The organism is Streptomyces sp. 3-6 (assembly GCF_056323165.1).
Genome location: NZ_JBWHZP010000001.1, coordinates 118,832 through 145,432, shown reverse-complemented (window position 1 = coordinate 145,432; position 26,601 = coordinate 118,832). Strand labels below are relative to the sequence as shown.

Sequence of the window (26,601 nt, the reverse complement as noted above, 5' to 3'; positions counted from 1 at the left end):
GCCTTTCGGGGGGAGGCGGGTGCCGCGGGTGCCACCCGCGGGGAAGAGGGCCCGGCACGGCGCGGTCCTGGCTGCCGGGACCACGCGGGCGTCGTCGGTGCAGGGGGGAACGGTCTGCTCGGAGTCGCCACAGAGGTACCTCCGCCCGGTCAGGGGGTCGGTCACACCCGCACGGAGAGTGACCTTATTCGCATCCTAAGTGACCCGGCCGGATCGCGCCGCACGACGAAGCGCAGGACACCGAGGGTGCGGTGTCCTGCGCTTCGTCGTACCGGGCCCGGAGGCCGTCCCGCCCCGTCCGGGGGCGGGACCGGTCAGTCCTCCGTGTCGGCGGTGACCGAGGAGGCCGGCTGCTGAGCGGCGGCCGCAGTCTTCGCGGTCGTCTTCTTCGCCGGCGCCTTCTTGGCCGTCGCCTTCTTCGCCGTGGCCTTCTTGGCGGTCGTGGTGCTCTTCGCCGCCTTCGTGGCCGTGGTCTTCTTGGCGGCCGTGGTCTTCTTCGCCGCCGTCTTCTTGGTGGCCGCCTTCTTCGCCGTGGCCTTCTTGGCCGCCTTGCGGGCGGTCTTCTTGGCCGGCGCGGCCTCCCCGTCGGCCGCCTCGGCGGTGTCGTCCGACGCGGCGTCCTCGGCGGGGGTGCCCTCGGCTGCGGTGCCCTCGGCGTCCGTGGCGGGGGTGGTCTCCCCCGCCGGGTCACCGGCGGCAGCCCGCTCGGGCTCCGCCTGCGGGGCCGGCTCGTCGGCCGTCGCCGACGGCACGACCAGGACGGCCGCCTCCTCCGACGCGGTGGACGCCACCGGCTTGCGCACGGCGCGACGGCGCGGACGGGCCGGGGCGGCCTCGGCCGGCGCCTCCTCCGCCCGCTCGGGCTGCGGCTGCGGCTCGGGCGTCGCGGCGGCCGACGGGGCCGTCTCGGCGACCGTCACCACGGCGGCCTCGGCACCCGCGGGGGAACCGGCCGGCGCGGACACCTTGCGGGTGGCCCGGCGCCGGGTACGGCCCTTCGGGGCCTCGTCCCCGGCGGACGGAGCCTGCTCCTCGGCGGCAGCCCGCCCGGCGTCCTGCTCGGATTCCTTCTCGGACTCCTTCTCGGACTCCTGCGCGGATTCCCTCTCGGACTCCTTCTCGTCGACGGGCGCCTCGACGACCGGGTCCTCGGCGGCTGCCGGTGCGGCCTGGGCCTCGGCGGCCGGCTCCGGCCGCACCGGACGCGCGGCCTCTTCCTCCGCCGTCACGTCCTGAGCCGTCGGCACCTCGTCGGCGGCCGGCTCGCGCCGGACCTCCTCGCGCTTCGGCGCGCCCGCCGGGGCCGAGGCCCGCCTGCTCGCCCGGCGGCGGCTGCGGCCACGGGTGGCCGCGGCCTCCGCCTCGGCGGCGCTGCTGTACAGCTCCTCGTCGGGCTCGAAGGCGGGCGCGGGCAGCGCGACCGGAGCGGCGGCCTCCGCCGCCACCTCGGCCTCGGACTCCCGCTCGGCCTCCTGCTCCGCGTCCGGCGCGGTCACGGAGGCGGCCGTCTCGTGCTCGTGGGTCTCGTGCGTGTGGTCCGCGGCACCGGCCCGCGCCCGCTTGCGGCGCTTGGACCCGCCGCCCCCGTTGGAGGACGGCTGGTCCAGGTGCACGATCACACCGCGCCCGTTGCAGTGGACGCAGGTCTCCGAGAACGACTCCAGCAGGCCCTGGCCGACCCGCTTGCGGGTCATCTGGACCAGGCCCAGCGACGTCACCTCCGCGACCTGGTGCTTGGTGCGGTCCCGGCCCAGGCACTCCAGCAGGCGCCGCAGCACCAGGTCCCGGTTGGACTCCAGCACCATGTCGATGAAGTCGATGACGATGATGCCGCCGAGGTCGCGCAGCCGCAGCTGGCGCACGATCTCCTCGGCCGCCTCCAGGTTGTTCCGGGTGACGGTCTCCTCGAGGTTGCCGCCCTGCCCGGTGAACTTCCCGGTGTTGACGTCGATGACGACCATCGCCTCGGTCCGGTCGATCACCAGCGAGCCGCCGCTGGGCAGCCACACCTTGCGGTCCAGCGCCTTGGCGAGCTGCTCGTCGATCCGGTACGTGGCGAAGACGTCGACCTCACTCGTCCAGCGGGACAGCCGCTCGGCGAGGTCCGGCGCCACGTTCGACACGTAGCCGTGGATGGTCTGCCACGCCTCGTCGCCACTGACGACGACCTTGGTGAAGTCCTCGTTGAAGATGTCCCGCACGACCCGGACCGTCATGTCCGGCTCGCCGTAGAGCAGGGACGGCGCGCTGGCGCTGCTGCTCCGGGACTTCTTGCGGATCTCCTCCCACTGCCCCTGGAGCCGCTCGACGTCCCGGCGCAGCTCCTCCTCGCTCGCCCCCTCGGCGGCGGTGCGCACGATGACGCCCGCGTCCTCGGGGACGATCTTCTTGAGGATCGTCTTCAGCCGGGAGCGCTCGGTGTCGGGCAGCTTGCGGCTGATCCCGGTCATCGAACCCTCGGGGACGTACACCAGATACCGGCCCGGCAGGGAGACCTGGCTGGTCAGACGGGCACCCTTGTGCCCGATCGGGTCCTTGGTGACCTGCACCAGCACCGACTGTCCCGACTTCAGCGCGGACTCGATGCGGCGCGGGCCGTTGGCCATGCCCAGCGCCTCGAAGTTGACCTCACCGGCGTACAGGACGGCGTTGCGGCCCTTGCCGATGTCGATGAAGGCGGCCTCCATCGACGGCAGCACGTTCTGCACCTTGCCGAGGTAGACGTTGCCGACGTACGACGTCGACTGCTCCTTGTTGACGTAGTGCTCGACGAGCACCCCGTCCTCGAGCACGCCGATCTGGGTGCGGTCGCCGTGCTGACGGACCACCATCACCCGCTCCACGGCCTCGCGGCGGGCGAGGAACTCGGCCTCGGTGATGATCGGGACGCGCCGGCGGCCCTGCTCGCGGCCCTCCCGGCGGCGCTGCTTCTTCGCCTCCAGACGGGTCGAGCCCTTGATGGACTGCACCTCGTCGGACGGCTCGGCGGCCTTGCGCGGCTCGCGCACCTTCACGACCGTGCGCTCCGGGTCGTCGGTCGAGGTCTCGGCCTCGCCCCCGTTGTCCCCGGCCCGGCGACGGCGACGGCGGCGCCGGCGGCTGCTGCTGGAGCCGTTGCCGGAGCCCGTGTCGGAGTGGTCCTCGGCAGACCCGTCGTCGTCCGCCGCGTCGGCCGCGTCCTCCTGGGCCTGCTCGGCGGTGTCCTCGGCGTCCTGGGCGGCCTGCTCGGCGGCGGCCCGGCCGGTGTCCGCGTCCGTGGAGTCGTCACCGTCGGTGTCGTTCTCGGGGGAGTCTCCGCGCCGGCGGCGACGGCCTCCGCGGCGGCGCCGGCGGCGCGAACCGGACGTCTCGTTGTCGTCCTGGTCGTCGCCGTCGTCGGCGTGGTCCTCGGCGGAGGAGTCGGAGTCCTCCTCGTCGTCGTCCTCGGGACGGGTGTCCTGCTCCGGGGCCGCGGACGGCGCCGCCTCGGGCTCGTCGGCCGCGCCGCGGCGGCGGCGACGGCGCCGGGAGGCGGTCGGCTGCTCCTCGGGGAGTTCCGCCGTCTCGTCGGCGTCGTCCGCGCCGACGGCCTCGGCTGCCGCTTCGGCGGCGGCCCGCTCCGGGGTCTGGAACCGGGGCTCGGTGAAGACCGGCGGCTGGAACACGGCGACGGCCGGACGCGCGGGACGCGACCGCGCCCCGCTCGCGCTCCCGGCCTCGCTGTCGGAGGCCGCCTGCTGCCCGGCGGCGGGGCGCGCGGGCTCCGCGAACCCGGCGGCGGCCTTGCGGACCACGCGGCGACGGCGGCGCGGAGCGGTGTCCTCGGCGGGGGCCTCGGCCTCGGCGGCGGCGCTCTCGTCGGTCGCGGACGTCGTCTTTCGGGTGCTCCGGGTCACGCGGGGCTTCGCCTCCTCGGCGGAGGAGGAGTCGGGTGCGGCGCCGGCGGGCGCGGAGGCCGGGGCGGCGGTGTCGTCGGGGGCGGCCGTGTCGTCGACGGCCGCCGTGTCGTCGGGGGCGACTGCTGCGCCGTCCGTGGCCGACGGGGCGGTCTGCGCGTCCGCGGGGGCGGAGGCGGTGGGCGCGCCGGCGGGCGCGGACGCCCGGCGCGTGGCGCGGCGGCGGGTACGGCGCGGGGCCTCGTCCTCGACGGCGGCGGAGGCGGCGTCAGGGGTGTCGGCGGCGTCGGCCTGCTCGCCGGTCGTGTCACCCGCAGGCGCGTCGGCGGCAGGGGCGGAGGAGTCCGAGTCCGTCGTGGCGGCGGCTGCGGGGGCCGTCGCCGCGCTCTCCTCCGGGGAGGCCACCGTGCGCGTGGCGCGGCGGCGGGTACGGCGGGGCGCGGCGTCCGTGGAGCCGTGTGCGGCGTCGGCGGCAGGGGCCGCGCCCTCGGCGTCCTCGGAACCGGGCGTCTCCTGCTCGGCGGCCGACGCGGTCGTCGCCGGGACGACGGTTTCGGCGGCCTCCGCCGACGCGGGAGCCCCGGCGGGCGCGGCCGCACGGCGGACCACACGGCGGCGGCGGGGCGGAGCGGCGTCCTCCCGGGCCTCGGCGGGCGCCTCGGAAGACTCGGATGCGGCGGATGCGGCGGCGGTCACCGGTGCGGCGGCGGTCACCGGTGCGGCGGCCGGGGTCTCGGCCGCCGCGGCCTCGGTGCCTGTCTGGTCCGCCGGGTCCGTCTGGTCCGCCGGGTCACCGGTGCCGGAGGCGTCCGCGGCCGCCACGGGGGGCGCCACGGTCTCCGCGGTGCTGTCGGAGGCCCCGGCCGGCGGTCCCGCCGGCCGTGAGGCGGCGCGCCTGCGCCGACGCGGCGGCAGGGTGTCGCTGGGGCTGTTCTGTTCGGAGCCCTGGGTGGGCTCGGTCGGTTCGAGCATGCGGGCGTTTCTCCCGTCAGGCTCCCGGGCGCCGCACCTGGCCCGGCGATGCCGGTGACGTCCACGGCCCGCGCGATGCGCGTTGACCGCCGTCCGGGGCGCGGGCGCCGCACGGAAGCTCTCTGTGTCCTGTCTCGCCGGTTCCGTACACCGAATGCGCACGGCCTGGCGAAAGTCTTCTGGTCGGTGCGCTGCCCGACCCAGGTGGCTCCCGAGTTCGAGGGCGGCGCTACGACGTCCGTCCCTACGCGGGACCTTCCTTACACCGGCGCCGTCGCGGCGGCAGTGGCGCCGGCCGGTTGCGGCTCGGTCACTGCTGCCTCGCGGTCGGGCGCGAGCGGGTCGGTCACCGTGCCAGTCTCTTCATCGAGCAGCCCCTGCGCCAGCCTGGTCACCGCAGCGGGGACCGGCGGCGCCAGGTCGGCCACGGCGCGGAGACCGGACAGGACGTCGTCGGGTCGTACGGCAGGCGTCACGTGCCGAACAACCAGCCGCAGTATCGCACAGGGCCGGTCGCTCGGCCTATCGGCCGATGAGGTGTGCGTTTCCCCGCACTCCAGGGCAACGACCGCGGAACGGGCGTCGAAGGTGCGCATGCCGCTCTTGGTGCGGCGCTGGACCTCCACCGTCCCGGCCGCCCGGAAGGCGTCCACCGCACGGCGGGCGTCCTCGGGGTCGACCCCGTCCAGCCGCAGCTCCCACACCGAGGCCGTCAGCCGGTCGGCCAGGCCCGGGGTGCGGGCCTCCACCGCGTCGACGATGTCGAGGCCGGTGGGCATCGACGCGTCGAGCAGGGCCCGGAGCCGCTCGGGGTCCCGCGACTCGGTGAGGGCGATCTCCAGGAACTCCGCCTCGCTGCCCGTGCCGGTGGGTGCGGCATTGGCGTACGACACCTTGGGGTGCGGAGTGAAGCCCGCGGAGTACGCCATCGGTACCTCGGCGCGGCGCAGGGCACGCTCGAAGGCCCGCTGGAAGTCACGGTGGCTGGTGAACCGGAGGCGGCCGCGCTTGGTGTAGCGCAGTCGGATGCGCTGCACCGCGGGTGCGGGCGGCGGGCCTTCGGGCTGTCGCTTGCCCAGGGGTTCTTCTCCTCGTGGGAAGGGAGGCGCGGTGTGCGCCGCCCTCTGTCGTACGGCGGTGGGACCACCGACTCCGGCTTGTCCGGCCCCTGCGGGCCGGCACCGGGACAGCGGTCGTTGCTCTCCCCAGAGTACGTCCAAGACGGTCCCCGGAGTTCCCGGTCACCAGCCGGGATCACCGCTCCCCGTTTTCCCGGCGCCTCCGGGGGCGCGGAGCGGCCTCCTGCCAGGTGCCCCGTGACGGGGTCCGTCATGCCTGCCCTGGTGGACGGGAGCCGAAGGCGCGCCCGTCGTCCGGGGCGGCGGCGTGAGGAGCAGCACCATGAACGCCGGGCCCCTGTGCGGGGCCTCCGTGTGCGGGGCCTCCGTGTGAGGGGCCTCCGTGGGCGTGGCCTCCATGTGCGGGGACACCGTGGGCGCCTGCCCCCTGTGCCGGGCCTCCCTGTGCGGGAGCCCCATGTGCGGGGACGCCATGTGCGGCGCCTCCATGGGTGCCCGGCCCATGAGCGGGGGCGTCCGGGGCGAGGCTCCCGGAGTGGTACGAGCCGAGCCGCGGATCGCCGGACCCGGTGGACCGCGGAGCTCCGCCCGGGCCTCCGAATCCCGGGGCGCCCAATCCGGGGTCGCCGGGGAGACCGGAGCGGTCCGGGAAGCCGAAGTCGAAGTCGTCCGCGAGGCCGGAGGTCCGCTGTGGGCCGGGGGCGGCCGGCCCGCCCGGCGCCGCCGGGCTCGCGTACTGCTGGGTGAAGGCGTCGAGTGCGGGGCTCGGGACGGGCCGGGGGGCCCGCACGACCGGGTCGCGGTCCTCACCCGCCACCAGCAACGGGTCGAACATCACGACGACCGAGGCGAGGAGCAGGAAGACCAGGGGACCGAGCAGCATCGGCAGCAGGACGGAACTCAGCGACGCGGCCCCCGCTCCGGCCTCCCCGCTGTGCAGGTGCACGCTCATGGCGGACATGCCGGTGTAGTGCATGCCGGTGACGGCGACACCCATGATGACGCTGGCGCCGAGGCTGGCGCGGAAGCCGCGGATCGTGACCGCGGCCCACAGCGCCGCGGTGGCCGCCACGACGGCGATCACCACCGAGAGGCCGACCAGGAGCGGGTCGTAGCGGAATTCGCCGTGCATCCGCATGCTCCACATGCCGATGTAGTGCATGCCCGCGACGCCGAGCCCGGTGAGGACGCCCGCGCAGGACAGGGGGACGCGGCCCGTGCCGCGGTAGCCGACGATGAAGACGCCGATGCCCACCACGACGATCGCGACCAGCAGGCTGAGCAGGGTCAGCGGGACGTCGTAGCTGATGGACACCTCCTCGATGGAGAAGCCGGTCATCGCGATGAAGTGCATCGTCCAGATGCCACAGCCGATGGAGGCCGCACCGAGTGCCAGCCAGCCCGGCTTCCATGAGCCCGTGCGCCCCAGGGAGCGGGTGGTGCACCGCAGTCCCAGGGCTCCGCCGAGGCATGCCATGAGGAACGCCGCTATGGGGGTGACCAGGCCGTAGCTGAAGCCGTCGACTGTGCCTTGCATGTTCCTGCTGTCCCTCGAACGACGTGCACGCTCGGAGGCAGGCGTGCACCTTGTACGACTTCCATACGAGAAGTAGCGCCCCTGCAGATTACACGTGTAAATCGGCCAGTCCGGCCGGAAGTCGACGTACAACCACCCCGACGACCGGCACATATGACGCCATCACGAGACAAAAAGGCACGGGTGTCAGCGGCCGGAGTTCCGCCGATCGGCCGTCCGTGCCGCGCCCGCCGGCCCCAGCAGCGCCCGGCGGATGTCGGCGCGAACCCGCCCCGCCGACGCGCGGGCCGACACCAGGGCATCCCGGACGGCTCGCCCCATCCCCCGGGCCGCCCGCACCGCCGGCCGCAGCACACCGTCCCGCACCACGTGCCCGACCGGCGTCAGCACGCTCCGGTACACCCACCGCGACGGCTCCACCACGGTCCACCGCAGAAGGCCCATCAGGAAGCGCCCGACGGCGAGCGAGATGTGACCGGCCACACGCCATCCGTACACCAGCGCGTCCCGGACCTCACGCCCCACCACGGCGAGCGCCCGGCCCACCGGCACCAGCACCCACCGCCACACGGCCAGCGCGGGCAGCACCAGGACCACCCTGGCCAGCCAGTACAGCGCCACGCCGACCCCGGTCACGACCAGTCCCACCACCTGGGCGATCCCCCGGCCACACCACAGCAACGCCCGCCCGACCGGGGTCAGCACCCACGTGTACAGCCACACCGACGGCACCACGAGCAGGAGCCGCACCAGCCACGCCAGCCCCCGGTACACACCCCCCGCGATCGCGGACGACACGGCGCCCACCACCCGGAGCACCCACAGCACCCCGTGCCCGGCCGGCGTCAGCACCCGCGCGTACACCCACAGCACGGCATGCCCCAGCGGCGTCAGCACCCACCGGTACAGCCACCCGGCCGGCGCCACGACCAGCACCCTGCCCAGCCACGCCAGCACCGCGCCGAGGGGCACCAGCACGAACCGCCACACCCCCACGAGCGGCCACACGAACACCGCCCGCCCGAGCCACACCAACGCCCGCCCCACGGGCCGCAGCACGGCATCGTTCACGACCCGCCCGGCGACCACCAGCGCGTCCCACACCATCCGCACCGGCACGACCAGCACCAGCACCACGATCCGGACGGGAAGCCGCACCGCCACGGCGAGACACCCCTCGCCCTCCGCCACCGCCCGGCCTCGCGGGTCTGCCTGCTTCTCCAGATCCATACCCGCAGGGACGCAAGGGGCGGGCCGGCGGATCCCGCCGCTGGCCTGCGACTGCGGCCCACCACTCCGACGGGAGGCGAGGCCGCTCACGTGGGCGTGACGGCCGACCACGCACGGCGGCGGACCTTCCTCACGCCCGCGTTCGCCGGGAGAGACGCGGCGAGAATACGGAACAGCCGAAGGAAAAGCCGGAACGAGAACGAGATCGAACGGCATCGTCGGACAATGCGCACCGAACTCGCACGGAAGTCACCCGAGCGGCGGGAAAGGATGGGATGCGACGAGAAAGGCTGGGACGGACGCGCTACACGTTCCTCTTCCGCACCCCGTGCCGCCACACGACGAACGCGAGCGATCCGGTCAGCGCCGCACACCACAGGGACATCTCGACGCGCCCGAAACCCACCCCCGGCATCAGCAGCAGAACCACGAAGACGGCGGCCACCAGCGCCAGTTTCCCCACGAGATCCTTCACGCCTACCCCCACCGAGCTTCGTCCTCACCGAGGTGACATCACCCGTGCGCTGCCCCCCGCGCCCTCCCGGAGGAGGGACAAAGGGGCCACATCGGCGACGTCACGGACATCACCTCACGCGACCCGAAACAACTGGGCGCCGAGAAAGAAAAACTCGAATTCGCGCTCAAACATCAGGGACAGTCAGCTCCGACCACACCATGACGCCACCCCGCATTTCGAGCCGAATCGCTGCACCACATTCACCCACGGGAGCAATTCCCTCAGGGAATACTCAATTCCGCGCACGGTCATGCGCACCGTCATGCGCACGGTGTCGGCCGCCCCCGTCGGGCACGCTCACCCGACGGGACCGGCCGCACACCTCAGTGGGCGTGACCGCTCGGTGCCGGTGCCGCGTTCTTGACGGTCAGCGGCAGCAGCTTCTTGCCCGTCGGGCCGATCTGGATGCTGGTGTCCATCTGAGGGCAGACCCCGCAGTCGAAGCACGGCGTCCAGCGGCAGTCGTCGACCTCGGTCTCGTCGAGGGCGTCCTGCCAGTCCTCCCAGAGCCAGTCCTTGTCGAGACCGGAGTCGAGGTGGTCCCAGGGCAGGACCTCCTCGTAGGTGCGCTCGCGGGTGGTGTACCAGTCGACGTCGACGCCGAACTCGGCGAGGGCCTTGTCCGCGCAGGCCATCCAGCGGTCGTAGGAGAAGTGCTCGCGCCAGCCGTCGAAGCGGCCGCCGTCCTCGTAGACGGCGCGAATGACGGCGCCGATGCGGCGGTCACCGCGGGAGAGGAGGCCCTCGACGATGCCGGGCTTGCCGTCGTGGTAGCGGAAGCCGATGGAGCGGCCGTACTTCTTGTCGCCGCGGATCTTGTCGCGCAGCTTGCCCAGGCGCTCGTCGGTCTCCTCGGCGGAGAGCTGCGGGGCCCACTGGAAGGGGGTGTGGGGCTTGGGGACGAAGCCGCCGATGGAGACCGTGCAGCGGATGTCGTTGGAGCCGGAGACCTCACGGCCCTTGGCGATCACGCGGGTGGCCATGTCGGCGATCTGGAGGACGTCGTCGTCGGTCTCGGTGGGCAGGCCGCACATGAAGTACAGCTTGACCTGGCGCCAGCCGTTGCCGTAGGCGGTGGCGACGGTGCGGATGAGGTCGTCCTCGGAGACCATCTTGTTGATGACCTTGCGGATGCGCTCCGAGCCGCCCTCGGGGGCGAAGGTGAGGCCGGAGCGGCGGCCGTTGCGGGTCAGCTCGTTGGCCAGGTCGATGTTGAAGGCGTCGACGCGGGTGGAGGGGAGGGAGAGTCCGATCTTGTCTTCCTCGTAGCGGTCGGCGAGGCCCTTGGCGATGTCGCCGATCTCCGAGTGGTCCGCGGAGGACAGGGAGAGCAGGCCCACCTCCTCGAAGCCGGTCGCCTTGAGGCCCTTGTCGACCATGTCGCCGATGCCGGTGATCGAGCGTTCGCGCACGGGGCGGGTGATCATGCCGGCCTGGCAGAAGCGGCAGCCGCGGGTGCAGCCGCGGAAGATCTCCACGGACATGCGTTCGTGGACGGTCTCGGCGAGCGGGACGAGGGGCTGCTTGGGGTAGGGCCACTCGTCGAGGTCCATGACGGTGTGCTTGGACACGCGCCACGGGACGCCCGAGCGGTTGGGGACGACGCGGGCGATGCGGCCGTCGGGGAGGTACTCGACGTCGTAGAAGCCGGGGACGTAGACGCCGCCGGTGCGCGCCAGGCGGAAGAGGAGTTCCTCCCGGCCGCCGGGGCGGCCCTCCGCCTTCCAGGCGCGGATGATGGCGGTGATCTCCAGGACGGCCTGCTCGCCGTCGCCGATGACGGCGCAGTCGATGAAGTCGGCGATGGGCTCGGGGTTGAAGGCCGCGTGGCCGCCGGCCACGACGATGGGGTCGTCGAGCGTGCGGTCCCTGGACTCCAGGGGGATGCCCGCCAGGTCCAGCGCGGTGAGCATGTTGGTGTAGCCGAGCTCGGTGGAGAAGCTCAGGCCGAACACGTCGAAGGCCCGCACGGGGCGGTGGCTGTCCACGGTGAACTGCGGGACCCGGTGCTCGCGCATCAGGGCTTCGAGGTCGGGCCACACGCTGTAGGTGCGCTCGGCGAGGACGCCCTGCTGTTCGTTCAGGACCTCGTACAGGATCATGACGCCCTGGTTGGGCAGTCCGACCTCGTAGGCGTCGGGGTACATGAGCGCCCAGCGCACGTCGCAGCCGTCCCAGGGCTTGACCGTGGAGTTGAGCTCTCCGCCGACGTACTGGATCGGCTTCTGCACATGCGGGAGGAGCGCTTCGAGCTGCGGGAACACAGACTCGGCGGCTTCGGCAGGCATCTCGCGAACCTTCGTGTGCTGACGGGGGTCTCCCGGAGCGGCCGGGAGGGGTGACCATCCAGCCTAACCCGGTCGGACGGCTCCCCCGCACGCCGATCAGAACGCGGTGTTCCTGGTGATCGTCCTCCAGGTGTCCGGGAGGGCCGCTTCGGTGAGTTCGGCGCGGCGTTCCTCGCGGGCGTGCAGGACGCCGTAGGTGAAGGTGTCCTCGCCGGCGGCGTGGGCGACGGCGGCGAGTTCGCGCAGGGCGCGGCGGGCCATGACGCTGTCCTGGTGGTCGCCGAGGAGTTCCTGGAGGGACTTCATGGCCTTGACGAGGTCCTTGGCGTCGCCGCCGAGGGCGGGGACGGCGGCTTCGGCGGCGTAGCGGGTGCGTTTGGTCTTCTTGCGGGCGTCGTGGAGGGCGAGGTCGCGGTCGTGGCCGGGCGGGAGGTCCAGGGCCCGGGTGACGAGGCCGGAGAGCTTGTCGAGGTCCTTGTGGAGGGCCCGGGTGAGGGTCTTGGCGGGCTTGGCGTGGGCCTTCTTGCGCAGCGGGGGGTCGGCGAGGAGGGCGTCCAGGGCATCGAGGAGGGCGAGGTGGCGGGCGGAGTCGAGGACGCCGGTGACGTGGCCGTGGGCGCTGCTGCGGCGGGCGCGGGACCAGGTGGTGAGGCGGTCGTGGACGGGGCCGCGGACGAGGTCGTCGGGGAGGTCGTCGAGGGCGGTGGTGAGGCGGTCGGCGAGGACTTCCTGGTCGCGTTCGAGGCCGAGTTCGCCGGCCAGCCACTTCAGGTCGGCGCCGATCGGGTCGGTGGTGTCGCGGTGCAGGACGGAGCGGAAGCTGCGGAAGGTGCTGCGCAGGCGGCGGGTGGCGACGCGCATGCGGTGCACGGCGTCGGGGACGTCCTGGCGTACGGCGGGGTCGAGGTCGACGAGGGCGTCGCGCTGGGCGCGGACGTAGGCGAGGACGTGGTCGCCGGCGGTGACGGGTTCGCCGACGGGTCGGGTCTTGCGCTTGTGGCCGGGGGCGGCGGCCGGGGAGGGGGCGGGTGCGGGGGCCGCGCTGTCGGGTGCGCGGGGGTCGGTGGCGGCGGGGGCCGTGGCGGTGAGGGCGCGGGCCAGTTTGGAGGGCGAGGCGGAGGGGCGCAGGCCGGCTTGGCGCAGGTGCTCGTCGACCTGGTCGAGGAAGGCGGGGTCGCCGTCGTCGGCGAGTTCGACCTCGATCTCGGTCCACCGGGTGGTGCCGCCGTGTCCGGTGAGGCGTTCGGCGTGGACGGTGTCGATGCTGGCCTCGGCGAGGAGCCGGCCGTCGTCGTCGAGGAGGTGGCGCACGTCGCGGTCGGAGCGCAGGCGGACCAGGGGGGTGACGGCGCGGTCGCGGACGCGGGAGCGGACGAGGCGGGCGAGGCTCTCGGGGAGGTCGTCGGAGAGGGGGGCCTGGATCTCGTCCCGTACTCCGGGGGCGACGGGGAACTTGAGGTGCCAGCCGGCGTCGGAGCCTCCGGTGCGGCGGCGCAGGGTGATGGAGGCCGCGGCGAGGCGTTCGTCGGCGGTGTCGTAGTAGGTGGCGTCGAGGTGGGCGACGCCGCGGTCGGCGACGGATGCGACACCGGGGACGCCGGTCAGGTCGGGCAGCCGGCCGTCGGTCGCTTCGTATTTCCGCTCGATCTCGCGCTTGGTGTCCGCCATGACGTGACTGTAGTCGCCGGGGGTGCGGAGTGGCAGGGGGCCGCCGCTCCGCACCCGGCTGTCCGGGTGATGTGCGCCGGTCAGGCGGACATGGGGCGTTGGACGCGGAGGGACTGCAGGAGTCCGACGGCGAGCCAGACGGCGAACATGGAGGAGCCGCCGTAGGAGACGAAGGGCAGGGGGAGGCCGGTGACGGGCATGATGCCGAGGGTCATGCCGATGTTCTCGAAGGTCTGGAAGGCGAACCAGGCGACGATGCCGGCGGCGATGATGGTGCCGTAGAGGTCGGTGGCGTCGCGGGCGATGCGGCAGGCGCGCCAGAGGATGATGCCGAGCAGGGCGATGATGAGGGCGCCGCCGACGAAGCCGAGTTCCTCGCCGGCGACGGTGAAGACGAAGTCGGTCTGCTGTTCGGGCACGAACTGGCCGGTGGTCTGGGAGCCCTTGAAGAGGCCGGAGCCGGTCAGGCCGCCGGAGCCGATGGCGATGCGGGCCTGGTTGGTGTTGTAGCCGACGCCGGCCGGGTCGAGTTCGGGGTTGGCGAAGGCGGCGAAGCGGTTGATCTGGTACTCGTCCAGGATGCCGAGCTGCCAGACGGTGACGGCGCCGATGGCCCCGGCGCCGAGCAGGCCGAAGACCCAGCGGTTGGAGGCTCCGGAGGCGAGCAGCACACCGAGCACGATGATGACCATGACCATGACCGACCCGAGGTCGGGCATCAGCATCACGATCAGCATCGGGACGACGGCGAGGCCGAGGGCCTGCAGGACGGTGCGGTGGTCGGGGTGGGGTTTGTCCCCCGCGTCGACCCGGGCCGCGAGCAGCATGGCCATGCCGAGGATGATCGTCAGCTTGACGAACTCGGAGGGCTGCAGGGAGAAGCCGCCGGGCAGCTTGATCCAGGAGTGGGCGCCGTTGATGGTGGAGCCCAGGGGCGTGAGCACCAGCAGGATCAGGAAGACGGAGGCGCCGTAGAGGACGGGCACGGCGGTGCGCAGGGTGCGGTGCCCGAGCCAGATGGCGCCGATCATGAGGGCGAGTCCGATGCCGGTGTTCAGCCAGTGCCGGACCAGGAAGTAGTACGGGTCGCCCTGGTTGAGTTCGGTGCGGTTGCGGGTCGCCGAGTAGACCAGGAGGGAGCCGAGCAGCGACAGGGCGAGGGCCGACAGCAGTATCGGCCAGTCGAGGCGCCGGGCGAGGGAGTCGCGGGCGAAGATGCGGGTCCATCCGCCCCGCTCGGGTCCGTATCCGGAGACCTGGAAGCTGTTGACGCCGCCGGTCATGTCGCGGACCTCCTGCGTGCCTGGCCGCGCGGGCGCCGTGGTGCGGTGGCCCGGGGTGGGGCGCCGCGGTCGCGTGGGCCGTCGGGTGTCCGGCCGTCACCGCCTCGGCCGTCGCCGCCGCTTCCGCGGCCGGGGCGGGCGGGATCTCCGCCGCGTCCGGTGCCGCGTCGGCCCGGGCCGCGGCGGGCGTCCCGGCGGCGGGTGTCGCGGTTGGCGGGCGGGGGTGTGTTGACGGTGGCGTCCTGCCCGCCGTCGTCGGGGGCCGTGCCGCCGTCCGGGGTGCCCTCGCCTTCCTGGGCGGCCTTCTGGGCGGCCTGGAGTTCCTTGACCGGGTCCTTGGCGATCTTCGGGGAGGCGATGGTGCCGTCCGTGCGGATGGTGGGCAGCTTCTTCTGCGGGGTGGGCAGCAGCGCCTTCTTCTTGTCGATCTCGCCGTCCGGGGAGACGCCGTACAGCGCGTTGTAGATGTTGCGGACGGCGGGGCCGGAGGCGCCGGAGCCCGTACCACCCTGGGCGATCGTCATGACGATCGCGTAGTCCTTGGTGTAGGTGGCGAACCAGGAGGTGGTCTGCTTGCCGTAGACCTCGGCGGTGCCGGTCTTGGCGTGCATGGGGATCTCGTCCTGCGGCCAGCCGCCGAAGCGCCAGGCGGCCGTACCGCGGGTGGCGACGCCTTCCAGGGCTTCGTCTATCCGCTTCAGGGTCGCCTTGGTCATCGGCAGCTTGCCCTGCGCCTCGGGCTCGATCTCCGTGACGGTCTTGCCGTCGGGGCTGATGACGGCCTTGCCGACGGTGGGCGTGAGCATGGTGCCGCCGTTGGACAGGGCGGCGTAGACGGAGGCCATCTGGATGGGGGTGACGAGGGTGTCGCCCTGGCCGATGGAGTAGTTGACGGAGTCACCGGCGCGCAGGCGGTTGCCTTCGAGGCAGTTCTCGTAGGCGATCTGCTCGGCGTAGGTGCCGCCCTTCTTGCCGGTCTTGCACCAGGCGTCCTTGTTGGCCTTCCAGTAGTCGGCCTTCCACTGGCGGTCGGGGACGCGGCCGGTGACCTCGTTGGGCAGGTCGATGCCGGTCTCCTGGCCGAGGCCGAACTGGTGGGCGGTCTTGTAGAACCAGTCGTTGGCGTTCTTCTTGGGCTTGTTGCCGCCGTCGCGCTTCCACTCCTGGTGGGAGAGGCGGTAGAAGACGGTGTCGCAGGAGACCTCCAGGGCCCGGCCGAGGCTGATGCCGCCGAAGCTCTGGGACTCGAAGTTCTTGAAGACCTGGCCGCCGATGGAGTACGAGCTGGAGCACTCGTAGGGGCCGTCGAAGGAGTAGCCGGCGTTGATCGCGGCGGCCGTGGGGATGACCTTGAAGATGGAGCCGGGGGCGGACTGGCCCTGGATGGCGCGGTTGAGCAGCGGGTAGTTGCTGTTCTTGCCGGTGAGGCGCGCGTAGTCCTTGGAGGAGATGCCGCCGACCCAGGCGTTGGGGTCGTAGGTCGGGTTGGACGCCATGGCGACGACGCGGCCGGTCTTGGCCTCCATGACGACGACGGCGCCGGAGTCGGCCTCGTAGTTGCGGTTGGTGTTGCGGTCGTGCTCCTTGCGGGCGGCCTTCATCGCCTCGTTCAGCTCGTACTCGGCGACGCGCTGGACGCGGGCGTCGATGCTGGTGACGAGGTTGGCGCCGGGTTCGGCGGGGTCGGACTGGGCCCGGCCGATGACGCGGCCCAGCTTGTCGACCTCGTACCGGGTGACGCCGGCCTTGCCGCGCAGCTGCTTGTCGTACTGCCGTTCCAGGCCGGAGCGGCCGACCATGTCGGAGCGCAGGTAGGGCGAGTCGGTGTCCTGGGCCTTGGTGATCTCCTCGTCGGTGACGGGTGAGAGGTAGCCGAGGACCTGGGCGGTGTTGGACTTGCCGGGGCTCGCGTAGCGGCGGACGGCCTGGGGTTCGGCGGTGATGCCGGGGAAGTCCTCGGCGCGCTCGCGGATCTGCAGGGCCTGCTTCGGGGTGGCCTCGTCGGTGATGGGGATGGGCTGGTAGGGCGAGCCGTTCCAGCAGGGCTGGGGGGTCTTGGCGTCGCACAGCCGGACCTTCTCCATGACCTCCTTGGGGGCCATGCCGAGGACGCCGGCCAGCTTGGTGAGGACCGCCTTGCCGTCGTCCTTCATCTTCATCAGGTCGGTGCGGGAGGCGGAGACGACCAGCCGGGTCTCGTTGTCGGCGAGGGCGACGCCGCGGGCGTCCAGGATGGAGCCGCGCACGGCGGGCTGGACGACCTGCTGGACGTGGTTGCCGGACGCCTCCTTGGCGTACTCGGCGCCCTCACGGATCTGGAGGTACCACAGGCGCCCGCCGAGGGTGGCGAGGAGGGAGACGACGAGGACCTGGATGACGACGAGCCGGATCTGGACGCGTGGGCTGCGGCCGGTCTCGGGGATGTTGGTCACGCGGGCTTCTCCCCCTCTCGCTGCGTGGACGTGGGTGCGGGTGACGCGGACGCGGGTGACGTGCGCGTGCGGAACGTGTCGGTGCCGAACCGGAAGGTGCGGGACGTGGGAATGCGGGACGTGTCGGTGCGGGTCGTGTGAGTGCGTACGGGTGTGGAACGGCCGGTGTCCCGGTCCGGGTTCCGCCGCGCCTCACCCGTGCGGGTGAACTTCGCGCTGTTCACAGGCGCTTGACCCCCTTGATGCGTCCCGCGCGGGCCACCCGCGCCCGGGCGGCCTTGACCCGCATGCCGCCGCGCTGGCCGCCGATGCGCAGGCCGGTGCCGCCGGAGAGCCAGCCGGAGGCGATGTCGCCGCCGGACTTGGTGGAGGTGTTCTCGGCGAGCGGGTCGTTGTCCGCGCGTCTGGCCAGGGCCATCACGCCCGGAACGACGAACGGGGCGAGCAGCAGGTCGTACAGGGCGGCGGTGAACAGCAGGCTGCCGAGGCCGACATGGCGGGCGGCGGTGTCGCCGACGAGGGCGCCGACCCCCGCGTACAGGAGGGTGGAGCCGACGGCGGCCGCGACGACCACGACCATGGGGCCGGTGGCCGACTTGACCTGGCCGGTCTCGGGTTTGACCAGTCCGGCGAGGTAGCCGATGACGCACAGCACGAGCGCGTAGCGGCCGGCGGCGTGGTCGGCGGGCGGGGCGAGGTCCGCGAGGAGGCCGGCGGAGAAGCCGACGAGGGCGCCGCCGACGTGGCCGTAGACCAGGGCCAGGCCGAGGACGGTGAGCAGCAGCAGGTCGGGGACGGCGCCGGGCAGGTGGAGGCGGGCGAGGACGCTCACCTGGAGCACCAGGGCGACGACGATCAGTGCGCTGGAGAGCAGGATCCGGTTGACGCGCATGGGGTGACAGCTCCTACTGCTCTGGCTGGTACTGGCCGTCGGCCGGGGCGGACGGGGTGACGGTCACCGTCACGGTCGGCGTGGGGGTCGGCTCGGCCTTGCGGGGCAGCACCGTGTCGCGCGGGTCCTTCTCGGGGGCCTGGACGACGACGCCGACGATGTCGAGCTTGGTGAAGCCGACGAAGGGCGTGACGTAGACGGTGCGGGTCAGGTCGCCGCCGGAGGGGTCGACGCGGGAGACCACGCCGACCGGGACGCCGGGCACGAAGGGCTTGTCGGCCTGCGAGCCGAAGGTGACCAGCCGGTCGCCCTTCTTGATCTCGGCCTTGCCGTTGAGCAGTTCCACGCGCAGCGGGCGGTCGCCCTGACCGGAGGCGAAGCCGAGTTCGTCGCTGTCCTCCATGCGGGTGCCGACGGTGAAGTCGGGGTCGCTGGCGAGCAGGACGGTCGCGGTGTTCGGGCCGACGGTGGTGACGCGCCCGACGAGACCGTCGCCGTTGAGGACGGTCATGTCGCGTTCGATGCCGTCGTTGGCGCCGGCGTCGATGGTGACGGTCCAGGAGAAGCCCTGGGCCGCTCCTATGGCGATGACCTGGGCGCCCTTGATGCCGTACTGGCCCTGGCCGGCCACCTTGAGCATCTTGTCGAGCTGCTTGAGGCGACTGCGGTTGCGGTCGTCGCTGCCGAGTTCGGCCTTGAGGGCCGCGTTCTCCTGCTCCAGGCGGGCGAGCCGGTCGTGGCGCTCACCGGAGGCGCGGATCGCGGAGACGGCGTTGCCGATCGGATCGACCGCGCTGGAGACGCCGTTCTCGATGGGGCCGAAGACCGTCGCCGCGGCCCCCCGGGCACCGTCGACCGGCGAGTCCTCCCCGCCGCGGATGTCCACCGTGATCAGTGCGAACGCGATGGCGATCAGCAGCACCAGGAGCAGCCGGCTCTCTCGTGTGTCCCTCACGTGCGGCGGCCGTGCCTTCCTCGTCGAGAGCGGGTATGAGGTGTCGGTTGGTTCGGATGGGTGATGTGGTGTGCGGGTGCTGCCGCCCCCGTCCGGACGGCCGGCCCGGGGCGGGAGCTGATGCCTCTATATCAGCGATCCGCCGCACGAGAGGAGATCGTCCCGTACGGCGGAATCGAAGAGGCGTGTCATCTGCGCGGCTGGGCGTCCAGCACCTGCTGCAGCGCCTCGAACTCCTCGACGCACTTGCCGGAGCCGAGGGCCACGCTGTCCAGCGGGTCCTCCGCGATGTGGATCGGCATGCCGGTCTCGCGGCGCAGTCGTTCGTCGAGGCCGCGCAGCAGTGCTCCGCCGCCGGTCAGAACGATTCCGCGGTCCATGATGTCGCCGGACAGCTCCGGCGGGCACTTGTCGAGGGTCGTCTTGACCGCGTCGACGATGGCGTTGACCGGCTCCTCGATCGCCTTGCGCACCTCGGCGGCGGAGATGACGACGGTCTTGGGCAGCCCGGACACCAGGTCACGGCCGCGGATCTCGGTGTGCTCGTCGGTGTCCAGGTCGTACGCCGAACCGATCGTGATCTTGATCTGTTCGGCCGATCGCTCACCCAGCAGCAGCGAGTACTCCTTCTTGATGTGCTGGATGATCGCGTTGTCCAGTTCGTCGCCCGCGACGCGGATCGACTGGGCGGTGACGATGCCGCCGAGGGAGATGACCGCGACCTCCGTGGTGCCGCCGCCGATGTCCACCACCATGTTGCCCGTGGCCTCGTGGACCGGCAGGCCGGAGCCGATGGCCGCGGCCATGGGCTCCTCGATGATGTGCACCTGACGGGCGCCGGCCTGGGACGACGCCTCGATGACGGCGCGGCGCTCGACGCCGGTGATGCCCGAGGGCACACAGACGACGACCCGCGGACGAGCCAGATACCGCCGCTTGTGGATCTTCAGGATGAAGTAGCGGAGCATCCGCTCGGTGATCTCGAAGTCGGCGATGACGCCGTCCTTCAGCGGACGCACGGCGACGATGTTGCCCGGGGTGCGCCCGATCATCTTCTTCGCTTCGGCACCGACGGCGAGGATGCCGCCGGTGTTGGTGTTGATCGCCACGACGGACGGCTCGTTGAGTACGATCCCGCGACCCCTGACGTACACCAGCGTGTTGGCGGTCCCGAGGTCGACAGCCATGTCACGGCCGATGAACGACATTGAGTTCCCCATCAGGATTCGTCTGGCCTTCCCACGAGCTTTTGAGGGCTTTTCAGGTCGGCGAGGTGGGTGCGGTGACGCGATGGCTTCCATGGTAGACGCGCCGTCGCGAACACTGTGCGAGGGTCTTCGCCATTGTCACCGGACGGCGCCCCGCACTGCTTGTGCAGACGGGCCATCGGGGGCATGCGTTCCCCCGAACGCCGCGCATATGCCAGAAATGGTCCGGGGGCAAAACCCCCAGACCATCCGACAGGCGGTCGAAGCCGCCGCGCACCGGCGCGACGAGATCGTTACGCGCGGCCCGGGAAGAAGATCTTCACCTCGCGCTCGGCGGACTCCTCCGAGTCCGAGGCGTGGATGAGGTTCTCCCGCACGATGACCCCGAAGTCGCCGCGGATGGAGCCGGGCGCGGCGGCGATCGGGTCGGTCGGACCGGCCAGTTGGCGCACGCCCTCGATGACCCGGTCACCCTCGACGATCAGCGCGACGACCGGGCCGGACGCCATGAACTCCATCAGCGGCTCGTAGAAGGGCTTGCCCCGGTGCTCGCCGTAGTGCTGCTCCAGCGTCTCCTGGTCCAGGGTGCGCAGCTCCAGCGCGGTGATCCGCCAGCCGGCCTTCCGCTCGATGCGGCTGATGATCTCGCCGGTCAGGCCACGACGGACGGCGTCGGGCTTGAGGAGGACGAGGGTGCGCTGGGTCACGGCGGAGCTCCTTGCGGGTCAAAGATGTGCGGGGACACGAGATTACCCGGCGTGTCGCGGCCCTGGTCACGCAGCGTCAGGCTGGTCCCCCTGCGCGGCGAACCGGGCCTTCGCCTCGTCCACCTTTCGCCCGTAATGCACCGAAGCCCACCACAGGGCCGCGAAGACCGCGCCGAGGAAGAACATCGTCGGGACGACGAACCCTGAGGCGATCAGGGCGATCTGCAGGGCCCAGCCGAGGGCGACCCCGCCCGGCCGGGTGATCATGCCGCACAGCAGCACGCACAGGACCATGGCGACACCGCACACCGTCCACACCGTGCTCATGGACATGTCCGGGTCCTTCATGGCGACGAGTCCGGCGAAGCCGATGATGAAGACCTCGCCGATCAGCGTCGACGCGCAGAGCGTACGCAACGGATTCTCAGCCCTTCCCCAGGAGCAGCCGGGCCTCGCCGACCGTGATGACGGAACCGGTGACGAGGACGCCGCCGCCGGCGAACTCGCCCTCCTCCTCGGCCAGTGTGATCGCCGACTCCAGCGCGTCCGGCAGCCGCGGCTCCACCTGGACGCGGTCCTCGCCGAACACCTCCACCGCGACCGCGGCCAGGGCGTCGGCGTCCATCGCGCGGTGGGTGGAGTTCTGGGTGACGACGACCTCGGCGAAGACCGGCTCGAACGCCTCCAGCAGCCCGCGCACGTTCTTGTCGCCGCTGGCGCCGACGACCCCGATGAGCCGGGTGAACTGGAACGCCTCCCCCACCGCCGCGGCGGCGGCCCGCGCGCCCGCCGGGTTGTGGGCGGCGTCCAGCACGACGGTGGGCGAGCGGCGCACGACCTCCAGGCGGCCGGGCGAGGCCACCGAGGCGAACGCCTTGCGCACGGTGTCGAGGTCGAGCGGCTCGGCACGCTGGGCGCCGACGCCGAAGAACGCCTCCACGGCGGCGAGCGCCACGGCCGCGTTGTGCGCCTGGTGGGCGCCGTGCAGCGGCAGGTACACCTCGGGGTACTCGCCGCCCAGGCCGCGCAGCGTCAGCAACTGCCCGCCGACCGCGATCTGCCGGGACACCACGCCGAACTCCAGGCCCTCGCGGGCCACCGTGGCGTCCGCCTCCACGGCCTTCTTCAGCAGCACCTGGGCCGCGTCCACCGGCTGCTGCGCCATGATCACCGTGGCGTCGGGCTTGATGATCCCGGCCTTCTCACCGGCGATCTCGGCGTGCGTGGTGCCGAGGCGGTCGGTGTGGTCGAGGTCTATCGGCGTGACGACGGCGACGTCGGCGTCGATGACGTTGGTCGCGTCCCAGGTGCCGCCCATGCCGACCTCGACGACGGCGACGTCCACCGGCGCGTCGGCGAAGGCGGCGTACGCCATGCCGGTCAGCACCTCGAAGAAGGACAGCCGGTACTCCTGCCGGGCGTCGGTCATCTCGACGTAGGGCGCGATGTCGCGGTACGTCTCCACGAACCGCTCGGCGGAGATCGGCGCCCCGTCGAGGCTGATGCGCTCGGTGACCGACTGCACGTGGGGCGAGGTGTACCGGCCGGTGCGCAGCTCGAAGGCGCCGAACAGGGCCTCGATCATGCGGGCGGTGGAGGTCTTGCCGTTGGTGCCGGTGATGTGGACCGACGGGTACGCGCGCTGCGGCTCGCCCAGGACGTCCATCAGTGCGGCGATCCGGTCGACCGACGGCTCCAGTTTGGTCTCGCCCCAGCGGGTGGCCAGCTCGGTCTCGACCTCGCGGAGCGCCCGGTCGACCTCCGGGTCGGCCGGCCGTGCGGGCACGTCGGCCTCGGGCGGTCCGCCCTGGGTGCGCAGGGTGCGGCTGCCGGCCTCGATCACCGCGAGGTCGGGGTCGCGGCTGGTCTCGGCCTCGATGATCTCCTCGAAGGAGTCGAGGGGGTCGGGCTCGCCGGCGTCGCTGTTCGGGGGGAGGTCGCTCACGGGGGCCAGTCTACGGAAGGGCCGCCGGCGGACGCGGCGAAGGCTCCGGGGGACGTCGGCGACCGTGCGGGGACGGGCCCGGAGGACGGACGGGGACGGGCCCGGCGACCGTGCGGGGACGGGCCCGGCGCCCGGACGGGGACGGGCCCGGCGCCCGGACGGGGACGGGCCCGGCGCGTGTGCGCCGGGCCCGTGGGTGCCGTGCCGCCGGGAGGACGGGAAGGTCGGAGCGCGCCCCGGCCCCGTGTCCGGGGTCAGCTCTCGGGCAGCTTGGCCAGCTGGTTGTCGATGCGGACGATGTCCTCCTCCGCCTTGGCGAGGCGGGTGCGGATCTTGTCCACGACGTGGTCGGGCGCCTTGGCCAGGAACGCCTCGTTGCCCAGCTTGGCCTGCGCCTGCTGGCGCTCCTTCTGCGCGGCGGCGAGGTCCTTGGCGAGCCGCTTGCGCTCGGCGGCGATGTCGATCGTGCCGGACAGGTCCAGCGCGACCTCGGCGCCGCCGACCGGCAGGGTCGCCGTGGCGGTGAACGTCTCGCCCTCCGGCTGGAGCCGCAGCAGCTGGCGGATGGCCGCCTCGTGCCGGGCCAGCGTGGTGCCGTCGAGGGTGAGCCGGGCCGGGACCCGCTGGCCGGGCTGCAGGCCCTGGTCGGCGCGGAAGCGGCGGACCTCGGTGATCACCGACTGGAGCGTGGCGATCTCACGCTCGGCGTCCGCGTCCCGGAATCCGCTGTCGGTGGGCCAGTCCGCGATGACGACCGACTCGCCCCCGGTCAGCGTGGTCCACAGCGTCTCGGTGACGAAGGGGACGACCGGGTGCAGCAGCCGGAGCGTGACGTCGAGGACCTCGCCCAGGACCCGCTTGCTGACCTCGGCGGCCTCGCCGCCCGCCTGGAAGGTGGTCTTGGACAGCTCGACGTACCAGTCGAAGACCTCGTCCCAGGCGAAGTGGAACAGCGCGTCCGACAGCTTGGCGAACTGGAAGTCCTCGTAGTACGCGTCGACTTCGGCGACGACCGTGTTCAGCCGGGACAGGATCCAGCGGTCGGTCGGCGACATCGCCGAGGCGTCCGGCAGCGGGCCCTCGACGGTCGCGCCGTTCATCAGCGCGAACCGGGTCGCGTTCCAGATCTTGTTGGCGAAGTTCCGCGAGCCCTGGACCCAGTCCTCGCCGATCGGCACGTCGACGCCCGGGTTGGCGCCGCGGGCGAGCGTGAAGCGCAGGGCGTCGGAGCCGTACTTGTCCATCCAGTCGAGCGGGTTGACCGCGTTGCCGAAGGACTTCGACATCTTCTTGCCGAACTGGTCGCGGACCATGCCGTGCAGGGCGATGGTGTGGAACGGCGGGGTGCCGTCCATCGCGTACAGGCCGAACATCATCATCCGGGCGACCCAGAAGAAGAGGATGTCGTAGCCGGTGACCAGGACGGAGTTCGGGTAGAACTTCGCGAGCGACTCGGTCTGTTCGGGCCAGCCGAGGGTGGAGAAGGGCCACAGGCCGGAGGAGAACCAGGTGTCGAGGACGTCGGTGTCCTGGTGCCAGCCCTCGCCGGACGGCGGCTCCTCGTCCGGTCCGACGCAGACGACCTCGCCGTCCGGCCCGTACCAGACCGGGATGCGGTGGCCCCACCACAGCTGGCGCGAGATGCACCAGTCGTGCAGGTTGTCGACCCAGTCGAAGTACCGCTTCTCCATCTCCTGCGGGTGGATCTTCACCCGGCCGTCGCGGACGGCGTCACCGGCGGCCTGGGCGAGCGGGCCGACCTTGACCCACCACTGCATGGACAGCCGCGGCTCGATGGTGGTCTTGCAGCGCGAGCAGTGGCCGACCGAGTGCGTGTAGGGACGCTTCTCGGCGACGATCCGGCCCTCGGCGCGCAGCGCGGCGACGATGGCGGAGCGGGCCTCCAGCCGGTCCTGGCCCTGGAAGGGGCCGTGGGCGGTGATGACCGCGTGCTCGTCCATGACGGCGATGGCGGGCAGGCCGTGCCGCTGGCCGATCTCGAAGTCGTTCGGGTCGTGGGCGGGCGTCACCTTGACGGCGCCGGTGCCGAACTCGGGGTCGACGTGCTCGTCCGCGACGACCGGAATGGAGCGGTCGGTCAGCGGCAGCTTGATCAGCTTGCCGACCAGGTGCTTGTAGCGCTCGTCGTCGGGGTGGACGGCGACGGCCGTGTCACCGAGCATCGTCTCCGCGCGGGTGGTGGCGACGACGATGGTGTCCTCCCCGTCGCCGTACTTCATGGAGACGAGCTCGCCGTCGTCGTCCTGGTACTCGACCTCGATGTCGGAGATCGCGGTGAGGCAGCGCGGGCACCAGTTGATGATCCGCTCGGCGCGGTAGATCAGCTCGTCGTCGTAGAGCCGCTTGAAGATGGTCTGGACGGCCTTCGACAGGCCCTCGTCCATGGTGAAGCGCTCGCGCGACCAGGCGACGCCGTCGCCGAGGCGGCGCATCTGCCCGCTGATCTGGCCGCCGGACTCGCCCTTCCACTGCCAGACCCGCTCGACGAACGCCTCACGGCCCAGGTCGTGCCGGGACTTGCCCTCCTTGGCCAGCTCCCGCTCCACGACGTTCTGCGTGGCGATGCCGGCGTGGTCCATGCCGGGCTGCCACAGCGTCTCGTAGCCCTGCATGCGCTTGCGGCGGGTCAGGGCGTCGATGAGCGTGTGCTCGAAGGCGTGCCCGAGGTGCAGGCTGCCGGTGACGTTGGGCGGGGGGATGACGATGGTGTAGGGCGGCTTGTCGCTCTTCTCGTCGGCCTCGAAGTAACCGCGCTCCACCCAGCGCTCGTACAGCGGCCCCTCTACGTCGGCCGGCGCGTACTGGGTCGGCAGTTCGGTGGTGGGCGCTGATGCTGGCTGCTGAGTGTTCTCGGTCACGGGCATGAGTTTACGGGTGTCACGGCCCAGTCCCGAAACCCGATTCCTTTGTAACGGTGCGCCCCCCGCCGGTCTGAAGGCTTTCCTCCTGGGTCAGGATGTGAGCGACACGTAAGTACCTGGAGGGGAACCCAGAAGATGAGCTACAACCAGCCGGGCCCGTACGGCGGGCAGCCCCAGCAGCCCGGTCCGTACGGTCAGCCGGGTCCCTACGGCCAGCAGCCGCAGGCTCCGCAGCCCGGCTACGGCTACCCCCAGCAGGCGCCCCAGCCGGGCTACGGCTACCCGCAGCAGCCCGGGCAGCCCGGTGTCCCGCCCCAGCAGCCCCCCTACGGCCAGCAGCCCCCGTACGGTCAGGCGCCGTACGGCATGCCTCCCCAGCCGCCGGCGGCGGGCGGGGGCGGCAAGAAGGCCGGCATCATCATCGGCGCGGTCGCGGTGGTCGCCGCGATCGGTGTGGGCGCCTACTTCGTCATAGGCGGGGGCGGCGGCGCGGGCGGCGGGCTGGAGGACGACGGGCCGCACAAGCTCACCACGCCGAGGACGGTGCTCAGCGAGTACGAGCGCTTCGGCGACGGCACCGAGAACAGCGACTCGGACATGGTCGACGACATGGCCAAGAGCGGTGTCGAGGACGGCACGGCCGTCGTGGGCCAGTGGTCGACCGCCGACTTCGGCGACTACGACCCGTCGGACCCCAGCACCGCCGGTGACTTCCCGAGCACCGCGGAGCTGCTGACCGCCAAGGGCGTCACCATGGCGGGCGGTTACGGGAAGATCAACGACCCGCAGCAGGTGCTGGACCGTTTCTTCGCCAACATCCAGAAGCAGGTCAAGGACAACGCCAAGGGCTCTCCCGGCGGCATGCAGAACGTCGAGCTGATCGGCGACCCCGAGGAGATCGAGATCGACGGCGCGGTCGCCAAGTGCCAGTCCACCAGGGCCGACAACGCGCTCACCAAGAAGAAGTCGACCGACTGGTTCTGCGCGTGGGCCGACTACAGCACCGTCGCGATGGTCTCGCCCGGCGACAACTCCGGCACGGGCGTCGACAAGGACACCGCGGTGGACATCACCACCCAGCTGCGCGCGGAGGTCCGCGAGAAGGCGTGATCACGCGCGGCAGGACAAGCA

Annotated in this window: 16 protein-coding genes and 1 pseudogene; 1 reads left to right on the top strand and 16 read right to left on the bottom strand. The window is 72.2% G+C overall.

The annotated features are described in order from the left end of the window. Positions 1 to 314 precede the first annotated feature (314 nt). From AC02VZ_RS00560 to AC02VZ_RS00485, 16 genes and pseudogenes are all read right to left on the bottom strand, one after another. On the bottom strand, positions 315 to 4,847 hold the full coding sequence (locus AC02VZ_RS00560) for an Rne/Rng family ribonuclease (RefSeq protein ID WP_432056740.1): 4,533 nt from the start codon (positions 4,845 to 4,847) through the stop codon (positions 315 to 317). A 260-nt stretch (positions 4,848 to 5,107) separates the two neighbouring features. Next, entirely contained in the window at positions 5,108 to 5,884 is a 777-nt protein-coding gene (locus tag AC02VZ_RS00555) for a TIGR03936 family radical SAM-associated protein (protein ID WP_432056741.1), read from the bottom strand. A 727-nt stretch (positions 5,885 to 6,611) separates the two neighbouring features. Next, positions 6,612 to 7,463, bottom strand: a pseudogene (locus AC02VZ_RS00550) (MHYT domain-containing protein); the annotation flags it as partial. 186 nt (positions 7,464 to 7,649) lie between these two features. Further along, complete coding sequence (locus tag AC02VZ_RS00545; protein WP_432056742.1) at positions 7,650 to 8,693, bottom strand: hypothetical protein; 1,044 nt, start codon at positions 8,691 to 8,693, stop codon at positions 7,650 to 7,652. 304 nt (positions 8,694 to 8,997) lie between these two features. After that, a complete protein-coding gene (locus AC02VZ_RS00540; RefSeq protein ID WP_476474216.1) occupies positions 8,998 to 9,168 on the bottom strand; it encodes a hypothetical protein in 171 nt (56 codons plus the stop codon). A 365-nt stretch (positions 9,169 to 9,533) separates the two neighbouring features. After that, the gene (locus AC02VZ_RS00535) at positions 9,534 to 11,498 is read right to left on the bottom strand and encodes a TIGR03960 family B12-binding radical SAM protein (protein WP_476474215.1); all 1,965 of its coding nucleotides are present in this window, start codon (positions 11,496 to 11,498) and stop codon (positions 9,534 to 9,536) included. A gap of 96 nt (positions 11,499 to 11,594) precedes the next feature. Further along, positions 11,595 to 13,166 carry a CYTH and CHAD domain-containing protein gene (locus AC02VZ_RS00530; RefSeq protein WP_476474214.1) on the bottom strand — a complete coding sequence of 524 codons (1,572 nt, stop codon included), beginning with the start codon at positions 13,164 to 13,166 and terminating at the stop codon, positions 11,595 to 11,597. Between the two features lie 80 nt (positions 13,167 to 13,246). Beyond that, entirely contained in the window at positions 13,247 to 14,449 is a 1,203-nt protein-coding gene (gene rodA, locus AC02VZ_RS00525) for a rod shape-determining protein RodA (RefSeq protein ID WP_432056746.1), read from the bottom strand. Further along, positions 14,446 to 16,881: a penicillin-binding protein 2 gene (gene mrdA / locus AC02VZ_RS00520; protein WP_476474213.1), complete on the bottom strand. Its 2,436-nt coding sequence runs from the start codon at positions 16,879 to 16,881 to the stop codon at positions 14,446 to 14,448. Before mrdA ends, rodA begins: the two co-directional genes overlap by 4 nt. 220 nt (positions 16,882 to 17,101) lie before the next feature. Next, positions 17,102 to 17,773: a rod shape-determining protein MreD gene (gene mreD / locus AC02VZ_RS00515; RefSeq protein ID WP_432056748.1), complete on the bottom strand. Its 672-nt coding sequence runs from the start codon at positions 17,771 to 17,773 to the stop codon at positions 17,102 to 17,104. 13 nt (positions 17,774 to 17,786) lie between these two features. Beyond that, positions 17,787 to 18,728 carry a rod shape-determining protein MreC gene (mreC, locus tag AC02VZ_RS00510; RefSeq protein ID WP_476474212.1) on the bottom strand — a complete coding sequence of 314 codons (942 nt, stop codon included), beginning with the start codon at positions 18,726 to 18,728 and terminating at the stop codon, positions 17,787 to 17,789. A 188-nt stretch (positions 18,729 to 18,916) separates the two neighbouring features. Further along, positions 18,917 to 19,936, bottom strand: a complete 1,020-nt coding sequence (locus tag AC02VZ_RS00505) for a rod shape-determining protein (protein ID WP_024887540.1) — start codon at positions 19,934 to 19,936, stop codon at positions 18,917 to 18,919. A gap of 293 nt (positions 19,937 to 20,229) precedes the next feature. Then, positions 20,230 to 20,643, bottom strand: coding sequence for a nucleoside-diphosphate kinase (gene ndk / locus AC02VZ_RS00500; RefSeq protein ID WP_432056750.1), 414 nt, complete (start codon positions 20,641 to 20,643; stop codon positions 20,230 to 20,232). Between the two features lie 66 nt (positions 20,644 to 20,709). After that, positions 20,710 to 21,060, bottom strand: a complete 351-nt coding sequence (locus AC02VZ_RS00495) for a DUF4233 domain-containing protein (protein WP_432056751.1) — start codon at positions 21,058 to 21,060, stop codon at positions 20,710 to 20,712. A gap of 7 nt (positions 21,061 to 21,067) precedes the next feature. Further along, complete coding sequence (gene folC, locus AC02VZ_RS00490) at positions 21,068 to 22,588, bottom strand: bifunctional tetrahydrofolate synthase/dihydrofolate synthase (protein ID WP_432056752.1); 1,521 nt, start codon at positions 22,586 to 22,588, stop codon at positions 21,068 to 21,070. A 254-nt stretch (positions 22,589 to 22,842) separates the two neighbouring features. Then, positions 22,843 to 25,467, bottom strand: coding sequence for a valine--tRNA ligase (locus AC02VZ_RS00485; RefSeq protein ID WP_476474211.1), 2,625 nt, complete (start codon positions 25,465 to 25,467; stop codon positions 22,843 to 22,845). A gap of 138 nt (positions 25,468 to 25,605) precedes the next feature. On the opposite strand from AC02VZ_RS00485, the gene AC02VZ_RS00480 reads away from it, so the two are divergent. Further along, the gene (locus AC02VZ_RS00480) at positions 25,606 to 26,580 is read left to right on the top strand and encodes a hypothetical protein (RefSeq protein WP_476474210.1); all 975 of its coding nucleotides are present in this window, start codon (positions 25,606 to 25,608) and stop codon (positions 26,578 to 26,580) included. Positions 26,581 to 26,601: the final 21 nt, after the last annotated feature.

Coding starts and splice junctions, on each gene's coding strand:
- AC02VZ_RS00560 (WP_432056740.1), bottom strand. CDS start 4,847: ATGCTCGAACCGACCGAGCCCACCCAGGGCTCCGAACAGAACAGCCCC.
- AC02VZ_RS00545 (WP_432056742.1), bottom strand. CDS start 8,693: ATGGATCTGGAGAAGCAGGCAGACCCGCGAGGCCGGGCGGTGGCGGAG.
- AC02VZ_RS00535 (WP_476474215.1), bottom strand. CDS start 11,498: ATGCCTGCCGAAGCCGCCGAGTCTGTGTTCCCGCAGCTCGAAGCGCTC.
- AC02VZ_RS00530 (WP_476474214.1), bottom strand. CDS start 13,166: ATGGCGGACACCAAGCGCGAGATCGAGCGGAAATACGAAGCGACCGAC.
- rodA (WP_432056746.1), bottom strand. CDS start 14,449: ATGACCGGCGGCGTCAACAGCTTCCAGGTCTCCGGATACGGACCCGAG.
- mreD (WP_432056748.1), bottom strand. CDS start 17,773: ATGCGCGTCAACCGGATCCTGCTCTCCAGCGCACTGATCGTCGTCGCC.
- AC02VZ_RS00505 (WP_024887540.1), bottom strand. CDS start 19,936: ATGTCGTTCATCGGCCGTGACATGGCTGTCGACCTCGGGACCGCCAAC.
- AC02VZ_RS00480 (WP_476474210.1), top strand. CDS start 25,606: ATGAGCTACAACCAGCCGGGCCCGTACGGCGGGCAGCCCCAGCAGCCC.